The organism is Pseudomonas citrullilanati, from assembly GCF_030580855.1.
In the GTDB taxonomy this organism is placed as follows: Bacteria; Pseudomonadota; Gammaproteobacteria; order Pseudomonadales; family Pseudomonadaceae; genus Aquipseudomonas; species Aquipseudomonas citrulli.
In genome coordinates, this window is record NZ_JAUQOP010000002.1 from 189,045 (window position 1) to 207,119 (window position 18,075).

An 18,075-nucleotide genomic window follows, 5' to 3' on the forward strand; every position below is an offset into this window, starting at 1 on the left:
ACCCTGTTTCAACTCACCTTACTCAGCCGCCAACGGCCCAGCAGGTGCAGCCACAACCCCATAGCAAAAAGGAGAGGCGCCATGCGCACTGTCATTTTGCGTCGCGGGCTGGTCGCTCTGTTTGCTGCGGCTGTGTCCTTCGGCGTCATTACCCAGGTCCAAGCCGAGACCTTGCGGATCGGTTATCAGAAATACGGCACCCTGGTCCTGCTCAAGGCCAAGGGCACCTTGGAAAAGCGCCTCGCCGCCCAAGGCGTGGACGTGCAATGGACCGAGTTTCCCGGCGGGCCGCAACTGCTCGAGGGCCTGAACGTCGGCTCCATCGATTTCGGTGTGACTGGCGAAACCCCGCCGGTGTTTGCCCAGGCCGCCGGCGCCGACTTGCTCTACGTCGCCTATGAACCACCCGCGCCCACCAGCGAAGCGATCCTGGTGCCCAAGGGCTCGCCGATCCAGTCGGTGCAAGACCTCAAGGGCAAGAAAGTCGCGCTGAACAAAGGCTCCAATGTCCATTACCTGCTGGTGCGGGCCCTGGAAGATGCGGGCCTGAAATACACCGACATCCAGACCGTTTTCCTGCCACCGGCCGATGCCCGCGCCGCTTTCGAGCGCGGTAGCGTCGACGCCTGGGTGATCTGGGACCCGTACCAGGCCGCTGCCGAACAACAGTTGCAGGCACGGACTCTGCGCGACGGCCAGGGGATCGTCGACAACCATCAGTTCTACCTGGCCACCAAGCCCTATGCGCAGAAGCATCCCCAGGTCATCACCGCCTTGGTGGAAGAAGTGCGTGCCGTGGGGGAATGGTCCAAGGCCAATCCCGAGGACGTGACCAAACAAGTGTCGCCGCTGCTCGGCCTGCCTGAACCGATCACCCTCACTTCGATGAAGCGCCAGGGCTTCGGGGCCTTGTTCCTTACCCCGGACGTGGTCGCGGCGCAGCAGAAAATCGCCGACAGCTTCTACCAGCTCAAGCTGATACCCAAGCCCTTGAGCATCAAGGACGTGATCTGGACGCCGCCGGCGGCCGTTGCGAACGCGCAGTAATCCGACCCCCTTTAGGAGACCACTCCATGAGCCTCAATATTTTCTGGTTCCTGCCCACCCACGGCGACGGCCATTACCTTGGCACCGCCGAAGGCGCCCGCGCCGTCGACCACGGCTACCTGCAACAAATCGCCCAGGCTGCCGACCGCTTGGGTTTCGGCGGCGTGCTGATTCCCACCGGGCGCTCCTGCGAAGACTCCTGGCTGGTGGCGGCGTCGCTGATCCCCGTGACCCAGCGCCTGAAGTTCCTCGTCGCCCTGCGCCCCGGGATCATTTCCCCGACGGTGGCGGCGCGCCAGGCGGCGACCCTCGATCGGTTGTCCGGCGGGCGCGCGCTGTTCAACCTGGTAACCGGCGGCGACCCCGACGAACTGGCCGGTGACGGCCTGTTCCTCGACCATGAGGCGCGCTACCAGGCCTCGGTGGAATTCACCCGCATCTGGCGCCGGGTGCTGGAAGGCGAGACGGTGGATTACGACGGCGAACACATCAGCGTGAAGGGCGCCAAGTTGCTCTATCCTCCGATCCAGCAACCACGGCCGCCGCTGTATTTCGGCGGTTCCTCGGAAGCGGCCCAGGACCTCGCCGCCGAACAGGTGGAAATGGTGTTGACCTGGGGCGAGCCGCCCGCCGCCGTCGCAGAGAAAATCGAACAAGTCCGGGCCAAGGCCGCCAAGCTCGGGCGCACCGTGCGCTTCGGCATCCGCTTGCACGTGATCGTGCGCGAAACCAATGCCGAGGCCTGGCAAGCCGCCAACCGGCTGATTTCCCACCTCGACGACGAAACCATCGCCCGTGCCCAGGCGTCCCTGGCGCGCTTCGACTCGGTGGGCCAGCAACGCATGGCTGCCTTGCACGGTGGTAGCCGCGACAAGCTGGAAGTCAGCCCCAACCTCTGGGCCGGGGTCGGCCTGGTTCGCGGCGGTGCCGGCACGGCGCTGGTGGGGGACGGGCCGACGGTCGCCGCGCGGGTCAAGGAATACGCCGAGCTGGGCATCGACACCTTCATCTTCTCGGGTTATCCACACCTCGAAGAGTCCTATCGGGTGGCGGAATTGTTGTTCCCGCACCTAGACGTGGAGCGCCCGGAACTGCCGAAGAGCCAGGGTTATGTGAGCCCGTTCGGGGAAATGGTCGCCAACGACATTCTTCCCAAAGCCGCCGCGCAGAGCTGAGGCGGCCATGAAAAAACTTATCCACAACCTGGCGCCGTGGGCGGTGCCGCTGCTCTTGCTGGCGGTCTGGCAGTTGTCGGTGTCGGCAGGCTGGCTGTCCACGCGCATCCTGCCGGCACCGGTGGCGGTGGTCGAGGCCGGGGTAAACCTGGTGCGCAGCGGCGAAATCTGGACGCACCTGGCGATCAGCGGCTGGCGGGCTGCGGTCGGCTTCGCGATCGGCGGTGGCATCGGCCTGATTCTGGGCTTCATCACCGGTTTGTCGAAATGGGGCGAGCGCTTGCTGGACAGCTCGGTGCAAATGGTCCGCAACGTGCCGCACCTGGCGTTGATTCCGCTGGTGATCCTGTGGTTCGGCATCGACGAGTCGGCGAAGATTTTCCTGGTGGCGCTGGGCACGCTGTTCCCCATCTACCTCAACACCTACCACGGCATCCGCAACGTCGACCCGGCCCTGGTGGAGATGTCTCGCAGCTACGGCTTGTCGGGCTTCAGCCTGTTTCGCCAGGTGATCCTGCCGGGCGCCTTGCCTTCGATCCTGGTGGGCGTGCGTTTTGCCCTGGGTTTCATGTGGCTGACGCTGATCGTGGCGGAAACCATCTCGGCCAGTTCCGGCATCGGCTACCTGGCGATGAACGCCCGGGAGTTCCTGCAGACCGACGTGGTGGTGCTGGCGATCCTTCTGTACGCCGTGCTGGGTAAATTGGCCGACCTCGCCGCCCGCGGGCTTGAACGGGTCTGGTTGCGTTGGCACCCGGCGTACCAGGTGAACAAGGGAGGTGTCGCATGACCGCCCAACAACCTCCGCGCCTACTGCGAGGCATCCCGCTGGCAGTGCGCAATTTGCAGAAGACCTTCGGCACGCGCCCGGTGCTGCGTGACATCGACCTGCACATCCCGGCCGGTCAATTCGTGGCGGTGGTCGGCCGCAGCGGCTGCGGCAAAAGTACCTTGCTGCGTTTGCTGGCCGGCCTCGATCAACCCACGGCCGGGCAATTGCTGGCCGGCTCGGCGCCGTTGGGTGCCGCGCAGCAGGACACGCGGCTGATGTTCCAGGAAGCGCGCTTGTTGCCGTGGAAAAAAATCATCGACAACGTCGGCCTCGGGCTCAAGGGCAATTGGCGGGCGCAGGCGTTGCAGGCGTTGGAAGCCGTCGGCCTGGCCGACCGCGCCAACGAGTGGCCGGCGGCGCTGTCCGGCGGCCAGAAACAGCGCGTGGCCCTGGCCCGGGCGCTGATCCATCAACCACGGTTGCTGCTGCTCGACGAACCCTTGGGCGCGCTGGACGCGTTGACCCGTATCGAGATGCAGCAACTGATCGAAAACCTCTGGCAGGCACACGGCTTCACCGTGTTGCTGGTGACCCACGACGTCAGCGAAGCGGTGGCCATCGCCGACCGGGTCATCCTGATCGAGGACGGCCAGGTCGGCCTCGACCTGCCCATCGACCTGCCACGTCCACGGGCTCGCGGCTCTCACCGGCTGGCGAGCCTGGAAACCGAAGTGCTCAACCGTGTGCTGTCCTTGCCCGGCCAACCGCCGGAACCCGAACCCGTTTCACCCTTGCCCACGCAGTTGCGTTGGGCACTCTAACTTCATCCCGAGAGGAATCGACACCATGACTATCAAAGCGATCAACGTACGCAACCAGTTCAAAGGCACCATCAAGGAAATCGTCGAAGGCGACGTACTCTCGGAAATCGACGTACAGACGGCTTCCGGCATCGTCACCTCGGTCATCACCACCCGCTCGGTGAAAGAGCTGGAGTTGGCGATCGGCAGCGAAGTGATCGCCTTCGTCAAATCCACCGAGGTGTCCATCGCCAAGTTGTGAATAATGAATGACCATAAGCCCCGGACGGCGCGAGCCCTCGGGGTTTTTAGTTTGAACACGCTTTGGTGAGGCCAGGGCCTGCTGCGCAGCCCAGCGGGAGCAAGCTCCCTCGCCACGATGGGGCAGCTCTTGGGTCAGGGAGCTTCACGCTTGGGCAAATAAGGCGGCAGGTACAGGCCCAGGTAGGCATCGAACACCCGCATGCCTTCCTCGGCCATGCGTGGGGTGATCTGGTTGTGTTGTTGCACCGAGCGGGCGTAGACGCGGTCGCCCAGTTCCATGGCCAGGGCGAACACGTCGACGTCGGTGGGCAGCGGTGGCAGCGCGAAATGGCGGTCGAACAGGGCATGCATCAGCGCGCCCAGTTCCAGGTCGTGCTGGCGGTCGGCCTGGGTGACTTCGGTCAGGCCGTGCTGGGCCAGGATCAACTGGCGGGCGGCGGCATCCTGGCCGTAGATCACGAGCATGCGCTGTTCCACCAGCCGTGACAGGTCGTGCCAGTGGTTCAGCGCGGCATGATCGATCGGCGCTTGCAGGCAGGCGCGGAAGGCGGCGTGGACATCGGCGGTCAGGGCTTCGAGCAGGGCCGGGACGCTGGCGAAGAAGTGATACACGGAGGAGGGTGGGATCCCGGCGCGTTCGGCGACGCTGTAGATCGACAGGCTGGCCACGCCTTCGGCGGCAAGCAGCGTGCGGGCGGCATCGAGAATGGTGTCGATCCGGGCCTGGCTGCGTGCGCGGGGTTTGCGTGGGGTGGCGATGCGCGTCATGAGTGGGCTCCTGCGGGGTGCGGGCATTGTACGCAGAGCGGGCAGATGGTCCATAGCCCGGTCTTGTGGTGAGGATTTCCAGTGGCGAGGGGATTTATCCCCGTTGGGCTGCGTAGCAGCCCCATCCCGACCGAATGGCGTCCAGCCTGGCACAACGAGGTGGTTGGTTTCAGGGGCGCTACGCACCCCAGCGGGGATAAATCCCCTCGCCACAATGGTCAGTGAGCGCCCATAAAAAACGCCGCAGCCCTGGAGGCCTGCGGCGTCTTTCTTTACCGCAACCCGCTTACACGGTATGCAGGTACCAGTTGTACTCGAGGTCGGAGATGGAGTGTTCGAACTCCTCCAGCTCGCTCTCCTTGCAGGCCACGAAGATATCGATGTATTTCGGGTCGATGTACTTGGCCATGACTTCGCTGTCGTCCAGCTCGCGCAGGGCATCGCGCAGGTTGTTCGGCAGGCTTTGCTCGTTCTGCTCGTAGCTGTTGCCTTCGACCGGCGCTCCGGGTTCGATCTTGTTGACCAGGCCATGGTGCACGCCCGCCAGCACGGACGCCATCAGCAGGTACGGGTTGGCGTCGGCGCCAGCCACGCGGTGTTCCAGGCGCACGGCATCGGCGGAGCCGGTGGGGACGCGCAAGGCCACGGTGCGGTTGTCCAGGCCCCAGGTCGGCGAGTTCGGCACATAGAATTGCGCGCCGAAACGACGGTAGGAGTTCACGTTCGGGCAGAGGAACGCCATCTGCGCGGGCAGGGTCTCGAGCACACCGCCGATCGCGTGACGCAGCGCGGCGTTCTGCTCGGGATCCTCGCTGGCAAAGATGTTCTTGCCGTCTTTGTCCAGGACCGAAATGTGTACGTGCAGACCATTGCCCGCCTGGCCCGGATACGGCTTGGCCATGAAGGTGGTGTCCATTTCATGGTCGTAGGCGATGTTCTTGATCAGGCGCTTGAGCAGGACCGCGTAGTCGCAGGCCTTGATCGGGTCGGCGACGTGGTGCAGGTTCACCTCGAACTGCGCCGGGGCACTTTCCTTGACGATGGCGTCGGCGGGGATGCCTTGCTCCTTGGCACCTTCGAGGATGTCCTGGAGGCAATCGACGTATTCGTCGAGGTCGTCGATCAGGTAGACCTGGGTCGAGTGCGGGCGCTTGCCGGAGATCGGCGAGCGGGGCGGTTGCGGGCGTCCATTCACGTTCTCCTGGTCGATCAGGTAGAACTCCAGCTCGAATGCGGCGCAGATGGTCAGGCCCAGCTCGTCGAACTTGGTCACGACCTGGCGCAGGACTTCGCGAGGGTCGGCGAAGAACGGCTCGCCTTCGAGTTCATGCATGGTCATCAGCAGTTGCGCGGTTGGGCGCTTCTGCCAGGGTTCGTTGGAGAGGGTGCCAGGGATGGGATAGCAGATGCGGTCGGCATCGCCGATGTCCAGGCCCAGGCCGGTGCTTTCCACCGTAGAGCCATTGATATCCAGGGCAAACAGGGAGGCCGGCAGGTTGATGCCTTTCTCGTAAACCTTGTGGAGGCTGGTGCGTTCGATGCGCTTGCCGCGCACCACACCATTCATATCCGCAATCAGAAGGTCAACGTACAGAACCTCAGGATGTTCCTTAAGGAACGCGTTCGCTTCGTTAAGCTGAACGGCACGCGGGGGTACCGACATGATGCAACACCTTTGTTGTTAAAAATATCAATCATTGATCTCTTCGAAAGCCAGTCAACCCGAACGGCATGCCGAAGTCAAGCAGGGCCTTTTTTGCCCTAAAAAAGCACTCGTGGGGCTTTTTTGAGGCAATTTAGGGCGTTTTTTTCCCTTTGAAGGTCTTGGCGCCCGCGGGCTTGAGCGGGCCGTGTTGTATTTTTTACGGGGGTGTTGTGTAAAAAAATGAACAAGGCTAAGCTCGATTCAAACCCATAACAGCAATAATACCGGGGTGCTTCATGTCTCGCCTGCCGTTAATCGGCGTCACCACCTGCTCCAGGCAGTTGGGCCTGCATGCGTATCACATCAGCGGCGATAAATATTCCCGGGCTGTCGCGACAGCCGCCAAGGGCCTGCCCATGCTGATTCCGTCCCTGGCGGATCTGTTCGCCCCGTCCGATATTCTGGACGCCCTGGACGGTATTCTCTTTACCGGCTCTCCTTCCAATGTAGAACCTTTTCACTACCAGGGCCCCGCCAGCGCGCCGGGCACCGCCCATGATCCTGCACGGGATGCCACCACCTTGCCGCTGATCCGCGCCGCTGTCGAGGCAGGCGTGCCGGTGCTGGGCATTTGCCGTGGCTTCCAGGAAATGAACGTAGCCTTTGGCGGCAGCCTGCATCAGAAAGTTCATGAAGTCGGCACCTTCATCGATCATCGTGAAGACGATACGCAGCCAGTGGCGATCCAGTACGGCCCGGCCCACGCCATGCACGTCCAGCCGGGCGGCGTGCTCGCCGGCCTGGGGCTGCCGCCGGTGATCGAGGTCAACTCGATTCACGGCCAGGGCATCGAGCGCCTGGCGCCGGGGCTGCGCATTGAAGCGCGCGCGCCCGATGGCCTGATCGAAGCCGTTTCGGTTATACAAGGCAAGGCTTTTGCTTTAGGAGTGCAGTGGCACCCCGAATGGGCGGTAAGCTCTAACCCGCACTACCTTGCGATTTTCCAGGCATTTGGCGATGCCTGCCGAGCAAGGGCAACACAACGCGACGCCGATGCGTCAAACAACGCCTGACGACTAATAGCAGTCAGGAAACTCACGCCTAGAGGCATTTATGAGTAACAACCTCGACCAGCTCACCGATTGGTTGAAAGACCACAAGATCACAGAAGTCGAATGCATGATTGGCGACCTGACCGGTATCACCCGGGGCAAGATCTCGCCGACCAACAAGTTCATTGCCGAAAAAGGCATGCGCCTGCCCGAGAGCGTCCTGCTCCAGACCGTGACGGGCGACTATGTCGAAGACGACATCTATTACGAACTGCTCGACCCTGCCGACATCGACATGATGTGCCGCCCGGACGAGAACGCCGTATTCCTTGTGCCTTGGGCCATCGAGCCCACCGCCCAGGTGATCCACGACTCCTACGACAAGCAGGGCAACCCCATCGAGCTGTCGCCGCGCAACGTGCTCAAGAAGGTGCTCAAGCTGTACGCCGACAAAGGCTGGCAGCCGATCGTCGCGCCGGAGATGGAGTTCTACCTGACCAAGCGCAGCGACGACCCGGACTTCCCGCTGCAACCGCCGGTGGGCCGTTCCGGCCGCCCGGAAACCGGACGCCAGTCGTTCTCGATCGAAGCGGCCAACGAATTCGACCCGCTGTTCGAAGACGTCTACGACTGGTGCGAACTGCAAGAGCTGGACCTCGACACCCTGATCCACGAGGACGGTACCGCGCAGATGGAAATCAACTTCCGTCATGGCGATGCCCTGTCCCTGGCCGACCAGATCCTGGTGTTCAAGCGCACCATGCGCGAGGCGGCGCTCAAGCACAACGTGGCCGCGACCTTCATGGCCAAGCCCATGACCGGCGAGCCGGGCAGTGCGATGCACCTGCACCAGAGCATCATCGACAAGGAAACCGGCAAGAACGTCTTCTCCAATGAAGACGGGACCATGAGCGAGTTGTTCCTGCACCATATCGGCGGCCTGCAGAAGTTCATTCCCGAGCTGTTGCCGCTGTTCGCCCCCAATGTCAACTCGTTCCGCCGCTTCCTGCCGGACACCTCGGCGCCGGTGAACGTGGAGTGGGGCGAGGAGAACCGCACCGTCGGCCTGCGCGTGCCGGACGCCGGGCCACAGAACCGCCGGGTGGAAAACCGCCTGCCGGGTGCCGACGCCAACCCGTACCTGGCGATCGCCGCGAGCCTGTTGTGCGGCTTCATCGGCATGGTCGAAGGCATCAACCCGAGTGCACCGGTGGTGGGCCGTGGCTACGAGCGTCGGAACCTGCGCCTGCCGCTGACCATCGAAGATGCGTTGGAGCGCATGGAAAACAGCGCCACCATCGAGAAGTACCTGGGCAAGAAATTCATCACGGGCTACGTCGCGGTCAAGCGGGCCGAGCATGAAAACTTCAAGCGCGTCATCAGTTCGTGGGAGCGGGAATTCCTGCTCTTTGCCGTCTGAAGCGCCGGGCGGGGTTGCCTGCGGCAGCCTCGCCCCCATCGATAAAAAGGAGAATTCGCATGACCCGCAACAACCCGCAAACCCGTGAATGGCAGGCCCTGAGCAACGATCACCACCTGGCGCCGTTCAGCGACTTCAAGCAGCTCAAAGAGAAAGGCCCGCGCATCATCACCCACGCCAAGGGCGTCTACCTCTGGGACAGCGAAGGCAACCAGATCCTCGACGGCATGGCCGGCCTCTGGTGCGTGGCCGTCGGTTATGGCCGCGACGAACTGGCCGACGCCGCCAGCCGGCAGATGCGCGAACTGCCTTACTACAACCTGTTCTTCCAGACCGCCCACCCGCCGGTGCTGGAACTGTCCAAGGTCATCGCCGACATCGCCCCGCAAGGCATGAACCACGTGTTCTTCACCGGCTCCGGCTCCGAGGGCAACGACACCATGCTGCGCATGGTCCGCCATTACTGGGCGATCAAGGGCCAGCCGAACAAGAAAGTCATCATCAGCCGCAAGAACGGCTATCACGGTTCCACCGTGGCCGGCGCGAGCCTGGGTGGCATGACCTACATGCACGAGCAGGGCGACCTGCCGATCCCGGGCATTGTCCACATCGCCCAGCCCTATTGGTTCGGCGAGGGCGGCGACATGAGCCCCGAAGCGTTCGGCGTGTGGGCGGCCGACCAACTGGAAGCGAAGATCCTCGAGATCGGCGTGGACAACGTCGGCGCGTTCATCGCCGAGCCGATCCAGGGCGCCGGCGGTGTGATCGTCCCGCCGGACAGCTACTGGCCGCGGGTCAAGGAAATCCTCGCCAAGTACGACATCCTGTTCGTGGCCGACGAAGTGATCTGCGGTTTCGGGCGCACCGGGGAGTGGTTCGGCACCGATCATTTCGACTTGAAGCCGCACATGATGACCATCGCCAAGGGCCTGACCTCCGGCTACATCCCCATGGGCGGGCTGATCGTGCGTGACGACGTGGTCGCCGTGCTCAACGAAGGTGGCGATTTCAACCACGGCTTCACCTATTCCGGTCACCCGGTGGCTGCCGCGGTGGCCCTGGAGAACATCCGCATCCTGCGCGATGAAAAGATCATCGAGCGCGTCCACAGCGAAACGGCACCCTATTTGCAGAAGCGTCTGCGGGAGCTGAACGATCATCCGCTGGTGGGTGAAGTCCGGGGTGTCGGCCTGCTGGGGGCGATCGAGCTGGTCCAGGACAAGGCCACGCGCAAGCGCTATGAAGGCCGGGGCGTGGGCATGATCTGCCGGCAGTTCTGCTTCGACAACGGGCTGATCATGCGCGCGGTGGGCGACACCATGATCATTGCGCCGCCACTGGTGATCAGCCAGGCCGAGATCGACGAACTGGTGGCCAAGGCGCGGCAATGCCTGGACCTGACACTCAGTGCGTTGCAGGGCTAAGTGCTAGGCTCTGAGCGAGGTCCTTGCACGGGCCTCGCACGGCGCGAACAAAAGACCGGGCTCATGTTGAAAGCCTGGCCTGTAACTTGCCAGACTACCGGCTGTTCAGGTTGCCCGCGAGCCGGCTACTGAACGGTGGCCAAGAAGAATAACTGGAGCATTTTCATGAAGGCATTAGGCATGAAGACATTAGGTACGAAGATAGCTGGCAAGACCCTCCTGGCGATGTCCCTGATGGGGCTGTTGGCGGGAACCGTCCAGGCGGACGACAAAGTGCTGCACGTCTATAACTGGTCCGACTACATTGCGCCGGACACGGTTGCCAAGTTCGAGAAAGAATCGGGGATCAAGGTCGTCTACGACGTCTTCGACAGCAACGAAACCCTGGAGGCCAAGCTGCTGGCCGGCAAGTCCGGCTATGACATCGTGGTGCCGTCGAACAACTTCCTGGCCAAGCAGATCAAGGCCGGCGTCTACCAGCCACTGGACAAGTCCAAGCTGACCAACTGGAAGAACCTGGACACCGACCTGCTCAAGGCCGTTGGCGATGCCAGCGACAAGGGCAACCAGCATGCCTTCCCGTACATGTGGGGCACCATCGGCATCGGCTACAACCCCGAGAAGGTCAAGGCCGCACTGGGCGTCGACAAAATCGACTCGTGGGACACCCTGCTCAAGCCGGAAAACATTGCCAAGCTCAAGGGCTGCGGCGTGAGCTTCCTCGATTCGCCAACCGAAATGATCCCGGTGGCGCTGCACTACCTGGGCTACCCGACCGACAGCCAGGACAAGAAGCAACTGGCCGACGCCGAGGCACTGTTCCTCAAGATCCGTCCTTCGATCAGCTATTTCCACTCGTCCAAGTACATCTCCGACCTGGCCAACGGCAACATCTGCGTAGCCGTGGGTTATTCGGGTGACATCGAACAGTCCAAGTCCCGCGCCGCCGAAGCGGGTGGCAAGGTCAAGGTGGCCTATGCCATTCCGAAAGAAGGCGCCGGTTCGTTCTACGACATGGTCGCCATTCCCAAGGATGCCGAAAACGTCGATGCCGCCTACCAGTACATGAACTTCCTGCTGAAGCCGGAAATCATGGCCGAGATCACCAACAACGTCCGCTTCCCGAACGGCAACAAGGCCGCGACGCCGTTGGTGGAAAAAGACATCTCCGGCGACCCGAACATCTACCCATCGGATGAAGTGAAAGCCAAGTTGTACGCGATCAGCGACTTGCCGCCGGCCACCCAGCGGATCCTGACCCGCAGCTGGACCAAGATCAAATCCGGCAAGTAAGCCGACCTGAAGTACTTTCCCGTTGTCGTCGCCATCGGGGCGACGGCAACGGGAAGCCCCGAATAATTAAAAGTTTTGCTGGATCGGTTTATCGAGGGTAAGTTGCGCGCCGGTTTTGTTGCAGGGCCCACCGTGGCCAGGTAACGGGGGCAACTTGGGCCCGACTATTTAAGAGGACCTCCACGTGCCAGTCTTTTCTTTGTTACGCAACGCCTTGCTGGTCGGCGCCGGCCTGACGCTCGCCGTCAGCGTCCAGGCGGCCTCCACCGTGCATATTTATAATTGGTCGGACTACATCGGCGAGACCACCCTGGCGGACTTCGAAAAAGCCACGGGCATCAAGCCGGTGTATGACGTGTTCGATTCCAACGAAACCCTGGAAGGCAAGTTGCTGGCCGGGCGTACCGGCTATGACGTGGTCGTGCCGTCCAACCACTTCCTGGGCAAGCAGATCAAGGCCGGGGCGTTCCAGAAGCTCGACAAGGCCCAGTTGCCCAACTACGCCAACCTGGACCCCGCGCTGCTCAAGCGCCTGGAGCGCAACGACCCGGGCAACCAGTACGCCGTGCCGTACCTGTGGGGCACCAACGGCATCGGCTACAACGTCGAGAAGGTCAAGGCGGTCCTGGGCGTCGACAAGATCGATTCGTGGGCGATGCTGTTCGAGCCGGAGAACATCAAGAAACTCTCCAGCTGCGGCGTGTCGTTCCTCGATTCGGGCGACGAGATGATCCCGGCGATGCTCAACTACCTGGGCCTGAGCCCCAACAGCGAAAACCCCGAAGACTACAAGAAGGCCGAGGCCCAGCTCCTCAAGATCCGGCCGTACGTGACCTATTTCAATTCCTCCAAGTACATCTCCGATCTGGCCAATGGCGAGATCTGCGTGGCCGCCGGTTTCTCCGGCGACATCTTCCAGGCCCGCTCGCGTGCCAGCGAAGCCGGCAAGGGCGTCGAAATCGCCTACGTGATCCCCAAGGAGGGCGGCAACCTCTGGTTCGACATGCTGGCGATCCCGCGCGATGCCACCAACGTCAAGGAAGCACACGCCTTCATCAATTTCCTGCTCAAGCCTGAGGTGATCGCCCAGGTCAGCGACGCCGTCGGTTATGCCAACCCGAACCCCAAGGCTGGCGAACTGATGGACCAGAAAGTCCGCACCGATGAAGCGGTCTACCCACCGCAAGCGGTCGTCGACAAGCTCTACGTCAACTCCGAGTTGCCGCCCAAGATCCAACGACTCATGACCCGCAGCTGGACCAAGGTCAAGTCGGGTAAATAGCGTTAAACGCTCTAACCAAACGTTCGCCCAGCGGGGACGAACAGTAAATTCTGTGGGAGTTTCGCAAATGGCAGTTGCCTCCGGCGCCTATAAGAAAGCCCTCGAGGGCGACCAGACACCCAAGCAGGTGCTGGTCAAAATCGACCGGGTCACGAAGAAGTTCGACGAGACGATTGCCGTGGACGATGTGTCCCTGGAGATCAAGAAAGGCGAGATCTTCGCCTTGCTCGGCGGTTCGGGTTCGGGCAAATCCACCTTGCTGCGCATGCTCGCCGGCTTCGAGCGGCCCACGGAGGGGCGCATTTTCCTCGACGGTGTGGACATCACCGACATGCCGCCGTACGAGCGGCCGATCAACATGATGTTCCAGTCCTACGCCCTGTTCCCGCACATGACCGTGGCGCAGAACATCGCCTTCGGCCTGCAACAGGACAAGATCCCCAAGCCTGAGATCGAAGCCCGCGTGGCGGAAATGCTCAAGCTGGTGCAGATGAGCCAGTACGCCAAGCGCAAGCCGCACCAGCTCTCCGGCGGCCAGCGCCAGCGCGTGGCCCTGGCCCGTTCCCTGGCCAAGCGCCCGAAGCTGCTGCTGCTCGACGAGCCGATGGGCGCCCTGGACAAGAAGCTGCGCTCGCAGATGCAGCTTGAGCTGGTGGAAATCATCGAGCGCGTCGGCGTGACCTGCGTGATGGTGACCCACGACCAGGAAGAGGCCATGACCATGGCCGAGCGCATCGCGATCATGCACCTGGGCTGGATCGCCCAGATCGGCAGCCCGATCGACATCTACGAAACCCCGACCAGCCGGCTGGTCTGCGAATTCATCGGCAACGTCAACATCTTCGAGACCGAAGTGGTGGACGACGCCGAGGGCCACGCGGTGCTGACCTGCAAGGACCTGGACCGCAACATCTACGTCGGCCACGGCATCAGCACCTCGGTGCAGGACAAGTCGGTGACCTACGCCATTCGCCCGGAAAAACTGTTGGTGACCGTCGAGCAGCCGACCTGCGAGCACAACTGGTCCAGCGGCAAGGTCCACGACATCGCCTACCTGGGCGGGCACTCGGTGTTCTACGTCGAACTGCCGAGCGGCAAGTTGGTGCAGTCCTTCGTCGCCAACGCCGAACGCCGTGGCCAGCGCCCGACCTGGGGCGACCAGGTGTTCGTCTGGTGGGAAGATGACAGCGGCGTGGTGCTTCGCTCATGAACATGCGCAAACTCAAACGCCGACTCGATCGAATAACGCCCGGTGGCCGTCAACTGGTCATCGGGGTGCCCTTCATCTGGCTGTTCCTGTTCTTCATGCTGCCGTTCTTCATCGTCCTGAAGATCAGCTTCGCCGAAGCCGATGTGGCCATCCCGCCGTACACCGAGATCTACAGCTACGTCGACCAGAAGCTGCAGGTGCTGCTCAACTTCGCCAACTACGCGATGCTGAGCGACGACGAGTTGTACATCGCCGCCTACCTCGGCTCGCTGAAGATGGCCCTGATCAGCACCGTGCTGTGCCTGCTGATCGGTTATCCGATGGCCTACGGCATCGCCAACGCCCGCAAGGAAATCCAGACGGTGCTGGTGCTGCTGATCATGATGCCGACCTGGACCGCGATCCTGATCCGCGTCTATGCGTGGATGGGCATCCTCAGCAACAACGGCCTGCTCAACGGCTTTTTGCTGAGCATGGGCTGGATCAGCGAACCGTTGCAGATCCTCAACACCAACCTGGCGGTGTACATCGGCGTGGTCTATTCCTACCTGCCGTTCATGATCCTGCCGCTGTACGCCAACCTGGTCAAACACGACCCGAGCCTGCTGGAGGCCGCTTCCGACCTGGGTTCGAGCACGTTCAACAGCTTCTGGAAAATCACCGTGCCGCTGTCCAAGAACGGCATCATCGCCGGGGCCATGCTGGTGTTCATCCCCGTGGTGGGCGAGTTCGTGATCCCGGAACTGCTGGGCGGCCCGGAAACCCTGATGATCGGCAAAGTGCTGTGGCAGGAATTCTTCAATAACCGTGACTGGCCGGTGGCATCCGCCCTGGCGGTGGTGATGCTGGCGATCCTGATCGTGCCCATCATCCTGTTCAACCGCAGTCAGGCCAAGGAAATGGAGGGCAAGGAATGAAGCGCTTCAGTTTTTCAAGCCTGATGCTGGTGCTGGGTCTGTTGTTCATCTACGCGCCGATGCTGATCCTGGTGATCTACTCGTTCAACGCCTCGAAACTGGTGACGGTGTGGGGCGGCTGGTCGATCAAGTGGTACGTCGGCCTGCTGGACAACACCCAGTTGATGGGGTCGGTGCTGCGCTCGCTGGAAATCGCCTGCTACACGGCGGTGGCCGCGGTGGCCCTGGGTACGCTGGCGGCCTTCGTGCTGACCCGCATCACCCACTTCAAGGGGCGCACACTGTTTGGCGGGCTGGTCACCGCGCCGCTGGTCATGCCGGAAGTGATCACCGGCCTCTCGCTGTTGCTGCTGTTCGTGGCCATGGCACAGATCATCGGCTGGCCCCAGGAGCGTGGCATCGTCACGATCTGGATCGCCCACACGACGTTCTGCGCGGCTTATGTGGCAGTGGTGGTGTCGGCACGCTTGCGTGAACTGGACCTGTCCATCGAAGAGGCGGCCATGGACCTGGGGGCGCGGCCGTGGAAGGTGTTCTTCCTGATCACCATCCCGATGATCGCGCCTTCGCTGGCGGCGGGGGGCATGATGTCGTTCGCGTTGTCCCTGGACGACCTGGTGCTGGCAAGCTTCGTGTCGGGGCCGGGGTCGACGACCTTGCCGATGGAAGTGTTCTCGGCGGTGCGCCTGGGGGTCAAGCCGGAAATCAACGCCGTGGCCAGCCTGATCCTGCTGGCGGTGTCGCTGGTGACGTTCCTGGTCTGGTTCTTCAGCCGTCGCGCCGAGGAAAACCGCAAGCGGGCGATCCAGCAAGCCATCGAGGAAAGCGCCGCCGACTCCTGGAAACAACCGGAAGTACGCCGGGCCGAAACCGTACAGGCCTAATCCTCCCAGGGTAAATGTGGGAGCGAGCTTGCTCGCGACAGCGGTGTGACAGTCGACGGAAAAGTTGACTGTCAGGTCGTCATCGCGAGCAAGCTCGCTCCCACAGGTTTTTTGGGGTCGCCTGTGAGTCCGCGACCAGACGCAAATCCAATGTGGGAGCGGGCCCGCCCGCGAAGACGGAGGTAGGTTCAACATTCTTGTTGGCAAGTACTCCGCTTTCGCGAGCAGGCTCGCTCCCACAGGTTTTTTGGGGTCGCCTGTGAGTCCGCGACCAGACGCAGATCCAGGGTGGGAGCGGGCTTGCTCGCGATGGCGGCGGGGTGGGCTGGTTACGAGTTCCAGGGTGAAGTGCGGATGACCTCGACGAAGTTCATCGGTTTGAACCCGGGTTCCTGATCCATCAGCACGTCGGTTTTCACGTTGCCAAATGTGGTTTGGGGACGATGCCGCAAACCGTCGGCGAAGGCGCAGATGATGCATTCCTTGAAACCTGCTCCGCGTGGATGGGCGTGCACCACGGCGTCGCGCTGCGCGGCGGGAAACGCGGCGTAGTCCATGCCCAGTACGTCCATTTCCACGCCTGCGGTCACCAGGGCGACCGTGGGGCGCAGGTGTTTCGGTATGCTCGGCGTGGTATGCAGGGCGATCGACAACCACACCTGCTCGATGTCGTCATCGCTCAATCCGTAGGGCTTGAGGAACGCTGCGGCCGCGTTCGCACCGTCCACTTCGAAGCGCTCGTCATCGCTGCGGTGGCCTTCCACCAGGCCCAGGTCGTGGAACATCGCGCCGACATACAGCAACTCCGGATCGTAGGGCAGTTGCCGGCGCTCGCCGCTCAAGGCGCTGAACAGGAACACCCGGCGGGAATGGTGGTACAACAGGTCCGATTCGATGTCGCGGATGTACTCGGTGGTGGCGCGGGCGAGGGCGCTGTCGGGAATACTGATGCCGGCGATGCTGTTCATGAAGCTCTCCTCTGGGTGGTGCGCCGTGGCGGCGCTGAGGATTTCAGTCTGTTCGTCGGCGTACGGCGCAGCAATCGCGCCATGGCTGCGATTCCTGCCAATGAACTCAGGTTTCATGCCATCTGGCGTCCGGACGCCGGATTGGCTAGGGTTCGCTGGACAACCCGCACAGGTCAGCGAAAGCCATGGAAAAAACCGTCGCCATCGTGGTGTTTACAGGCGCCCAGTCCTTGGATGTCAGCGGCCCCATGGATGTGTTCTGCGAAGCCAATCGCTTTCTCGCCCCGCAGGACCGCTATCGGTTGGAAGTGATCGGTGTCGAGCGTGGCGCGATGTCCTGCTCCAACGGGCTGTCTCTCAATCCTCACCGCCACTTCAGCGAAGCTTCATGCGCCTATGACCTGTTGCTGGTCGCTGGCGGGCCGCAGCTACCGTCCCAGGGGTTCAGCGCAGCGTTCAATGCCTGGCTGCGCGACGCTTGCGTCCGGGCCCGGCGCTTTGGTTCGATCTGCAACGGCGCATTCATGCTCGCCCAGGCCGGATTGCTCGAGGGGCGTACCGTCACCACCCATTGGGGCGACGCGTCGGCACTGACGCAGCGGTATCCCGCGACCCGGGTCGAAACCGACCGGCTGTATGTGCAGGACGGTGAACTCTACACATCGGCGGGCGTGACGGCGGGGATCGATCTGTCGCTGTTCCTGTTGGCGCAGGACCATGGGCCGGACGTGGCGCTGAATGTCGCCAAGCGGCTGGTGGTGTTCACCCAGCGTTCGGGCGGGCAGTCGCAGTTCAGTCCGTTCCTTGCGCCGCATGCCGAGCCGACCTCCACCGTGGCCCGGGTCCAGGCATACGTCATGGCCAACCTCAACGGTGACCTGGGCATTGCCGACCTCGCCCATGCCGCGAACATGAGCCCACGCAACTTCTCCCGGGTATTTACCCGGGAGGCGCAGGTCACGCCCGCGGCGTTCGTGGAGCAGGCCCGCCTGGACGCGGCCCGAGTGATGCTGGAAAGCACTCGGGTGGCGCTCAAGACCGTGGCGTATCAATGCGGTTTCCGCGATGCCCAACACATGCGCAGCGTATTCAATCGACGGCTGGGCGTGACGCCACAGCAATTCAGGTCGAATTTTGCCGCGATGATTTGACGG

The 18,075-nt window shown here is 62.5% G+C and carries 17 protein-coding genes; 14 read left to right on the plus strand and 3 right to left on the minus strand.

The annotated features are described in order from the left end of the window. Positions 1 to 81: 81 nt before the first annotated feature. Genes Q6A48_RS02380 through Q6A48_RS02400 form a run of 5 tightly spaced genes read left to right on the plus strand, consistent with a single transcriptional unit; the run spans position 82 to position 4,056 of the window. Positions 82 to 1,047, plus strand: a complete 966-nt coding sequence (locus Q6A48_RS02380; protein ID WP_304551673.1) for a sulfonate ABC transporter substrate-binding protein — start codon at positions 82 to 84, stop codon at positions 1,045 to 1,047. 26 nt (positions 1,048 to 1,073) lie between these two features. After that, positions 1,074 to 2,222, plus strand: a complete 1,149-nt coding sequence (ssuD, locus tag Q6A48_RS02385; RefSeq protein WP_304551675.1) for an FMNH2-dependent alkanesulfonate monooxygenase — start codon at positions 1,074 to 1,076, stop codon at positions 2,220 to 2,222. A 7-nt stretch (positions 2,223 to 2,229) separates the two neighbouring features. Next, on the plus strand, positions 2,230 to 3,012 hold the full coding sequence (ssuC, locus tag Q6A48_RS02390; RefSeq protein ID WP_304551677.1) for an aliphatic sulfonate ABC transporter permease SsuC: 783 nt from the start codon (positions 2,230 to 2,232) through the stop codon (positions 3,010 to 3,012). Further along, the gene (gene ssuB, locus Q6A48_RS02395) at positions 3,009 to 3,815 is read left to right on the plus strand and encodes an aliphatic sulfonates ABC transporter ATP-binding protein (protein ID WP_304551678.1); all 807 of its coding nucleotides are present in this window, start codon (positions 3,009 to 3,011) and stop codon (positions 3,813 to 3,815) included. The genes ssuC and ssuB overlap by 4 nt, the downstream gene beginning before the upstream one ends. Before the next feature lie 25 nt (positions 3,816 to 3,840). After that, positions 3,841 to 4,056 (plus strand): TOBE domain-containing protein, encoded by a 216-nt coding sequence (locus Q6A48_RS02400; RefSeq protein ID WP_003177394.1) that lies wholly within the window; start codon positions 3,841 to 3,843, stop codon positions 4,054 to 4,056. Positions 4,057 to 4,190: 134 nt separating this feature from the next. Here the strand turns inward: Q6A48_RS02400 and Q6A48_RS02405 are convergent, their stop codons facing one another. Both Q6A48_RS02405 and Q6A48_RS02410 read right to left on the minus strand, forming a co-directional pair. Next, positions 4,191 to 4,826: a TetR/AcrR family transcriptional regulator gene (locus tag Q6A48_RS02405; protein WP_304551689.1), complete on the minus strand. Its 636-nt coding sequence runs from the start codon at positions 4,824 to 4,826 to the stop codon at positions 4,191 to 4,193. A gap of 286 nt (positions 4,827 to 5,112) precedes the next feature. Beyond that, entirely contained in the window at positions 5,113 to 6,489 is a 1,377-nt protein-coding gene (locus tag Q6A48_RS02410) for a glutamine synthetase family protein (protein ID WP_304551690.1), read from the minus strand. Between the two features lie 278 nt (positions 6,490 to 6,767). On the opposite strand from Q6A48_RS02410, the gene Q6A48_RS02415 reads away from it, so the two are divergent. From Q6A48_RS02415 to Q6A48_RS02450, 8 genes are all read left to right on the plus strand, one after another. Continuing rightward, positions 6,768 to 7,544 carry a gamma-glutamyl-gamma-aminobutyrate hydrolase family protein gene (locus Q6A48_RS02415; RefSeq protein WP_304551692.1) on the plus strand — a complete coding sequence of 259 codons (777 nt, stop codon included), beginning with the start codon at positions 6,768 to 6,770 and terminating at the stop codon, positions 7,542 to 7,544. 40 nt (positions 7,545 to 7,584) lie between these two features. Then, entirely contained in the window at positions 7,585 to 8,943 is a 1,359-nt protein-coding gene (locus tag Q6A48_RS02420) for a glutamine synthetase family protein (protein ID WP_304551694.1), read from the plus strand. Between the two features lie 59 nt (positions 8,944 to 9,002). Further along, positions 9,003 to 10,367: an aspartate aminotransferase family protein gene (locus tag Q6A48_RS02425; protein ID WP_304551695.1), complete on the plus strand. Its 1,365-nt coding sequence runs from the start codon at positions 9,003 to 9,005 to the stop codon at positions 10,365 to 10,367. 180 nt (positions 10,368 to 10,547) lie between these two features. Beyond that, positions 10,548 to 11,660, plus strand: a complete 1,113-nt coding sequence (locus Q6A48_RS02430) for a polyamine ABC transporter substrate-binding protein (protein ID WP_304551875.1) — start codon at positions 10,548 to 10,550, stop codon at positions 11,658 to 11,660. Positions 11,661 to 11,844: 184 nt separating this feature from the next. Continuing rightward, positions 11,845 to 12,942, plus strand: a complete 1,098-nt coding sequence (locus Q6A48_RS02435; protein ID WP_304551696.1) for a polyamine ABC transporter substrate-binding protein — start codon at positions 11,845 to 11,847, stop codon at positions 12,940 to 12,942. A 67-nt stretch (positions 12,943 to 13,009) separates the two neighbouring features. After that, positions 13,010 to 14,152: an ABC transporter ATP-binding protein gene (locus Q6A48_RS02440; RefSeq protein WP_304551697.1), complete on the plus strand. Its 1,143-nt coding sequence runs from the start codon at positions 13,010 to 13,012 to the stop codon at positions 14,150 to 14,152. Next, positions 14,149 to 15,069: an ABC transporter permease subunit gene (locus Q6A48_RS02445; RefSeq protein ID WP_304551699.1), complete on the plus strand. Its 921-nt coding sequence runs from the start codon at positions 14,149 to 14,151 to the stop codon at positions 15,067 to 15,069. Before Q6A48_RS02440 ends, Q6A48_RS02445 begins: the two co-directional genes overlap by 4 nt. Beyond that, a complete protein-coding gene (locus Q6A48_RS02450; RefSeq protein WP_304551701.1) occupies positions 15,066 to 15,953 on the plus strand; it encodes an ABC transporter permease subunit in 888 nt (295 codons plus the stop codon). Before Q6A48_RS02445 ends, Q6A48_RS02450 begins: the two co-directional genes overlap by 4 nt. Before the next feature lie 329 nt (positions 15,954 to 16,282). Here the strand turns inward: Q6A48_RS02450 and Q6A48_RS02455 are convergent, their stop codons facing one another. Next, entirely contained in the window at positions 16,283 to 16,921 is a 639-nt protein-coding gene (locus Q6A48_RS02455; protein WP_304551876.1) for an HD domain-containing protein, read from the minus strand. A 185-nt stretch (positions 16,922 to 17,106) separates the two neighbouring features. Between Q6A48_RS02455 and Q6A48_RS02460 the strand changes: the two genes are divergently transcribed. Next, positions 17,107 to 18,072 (plus strand): GlxA family transcriptional regulator, encoded by a 966-nt coding sequence (locus tag Q6A48_RS02460; RefSeq protein ID WP_304551702.1) that lies wholly within the window; start codon positions 17,107 to 17,109, stop codon positions 18,070 to 18,072. Positions 18,073 to 18,075 lie beyond the last annotated feature (3 nt).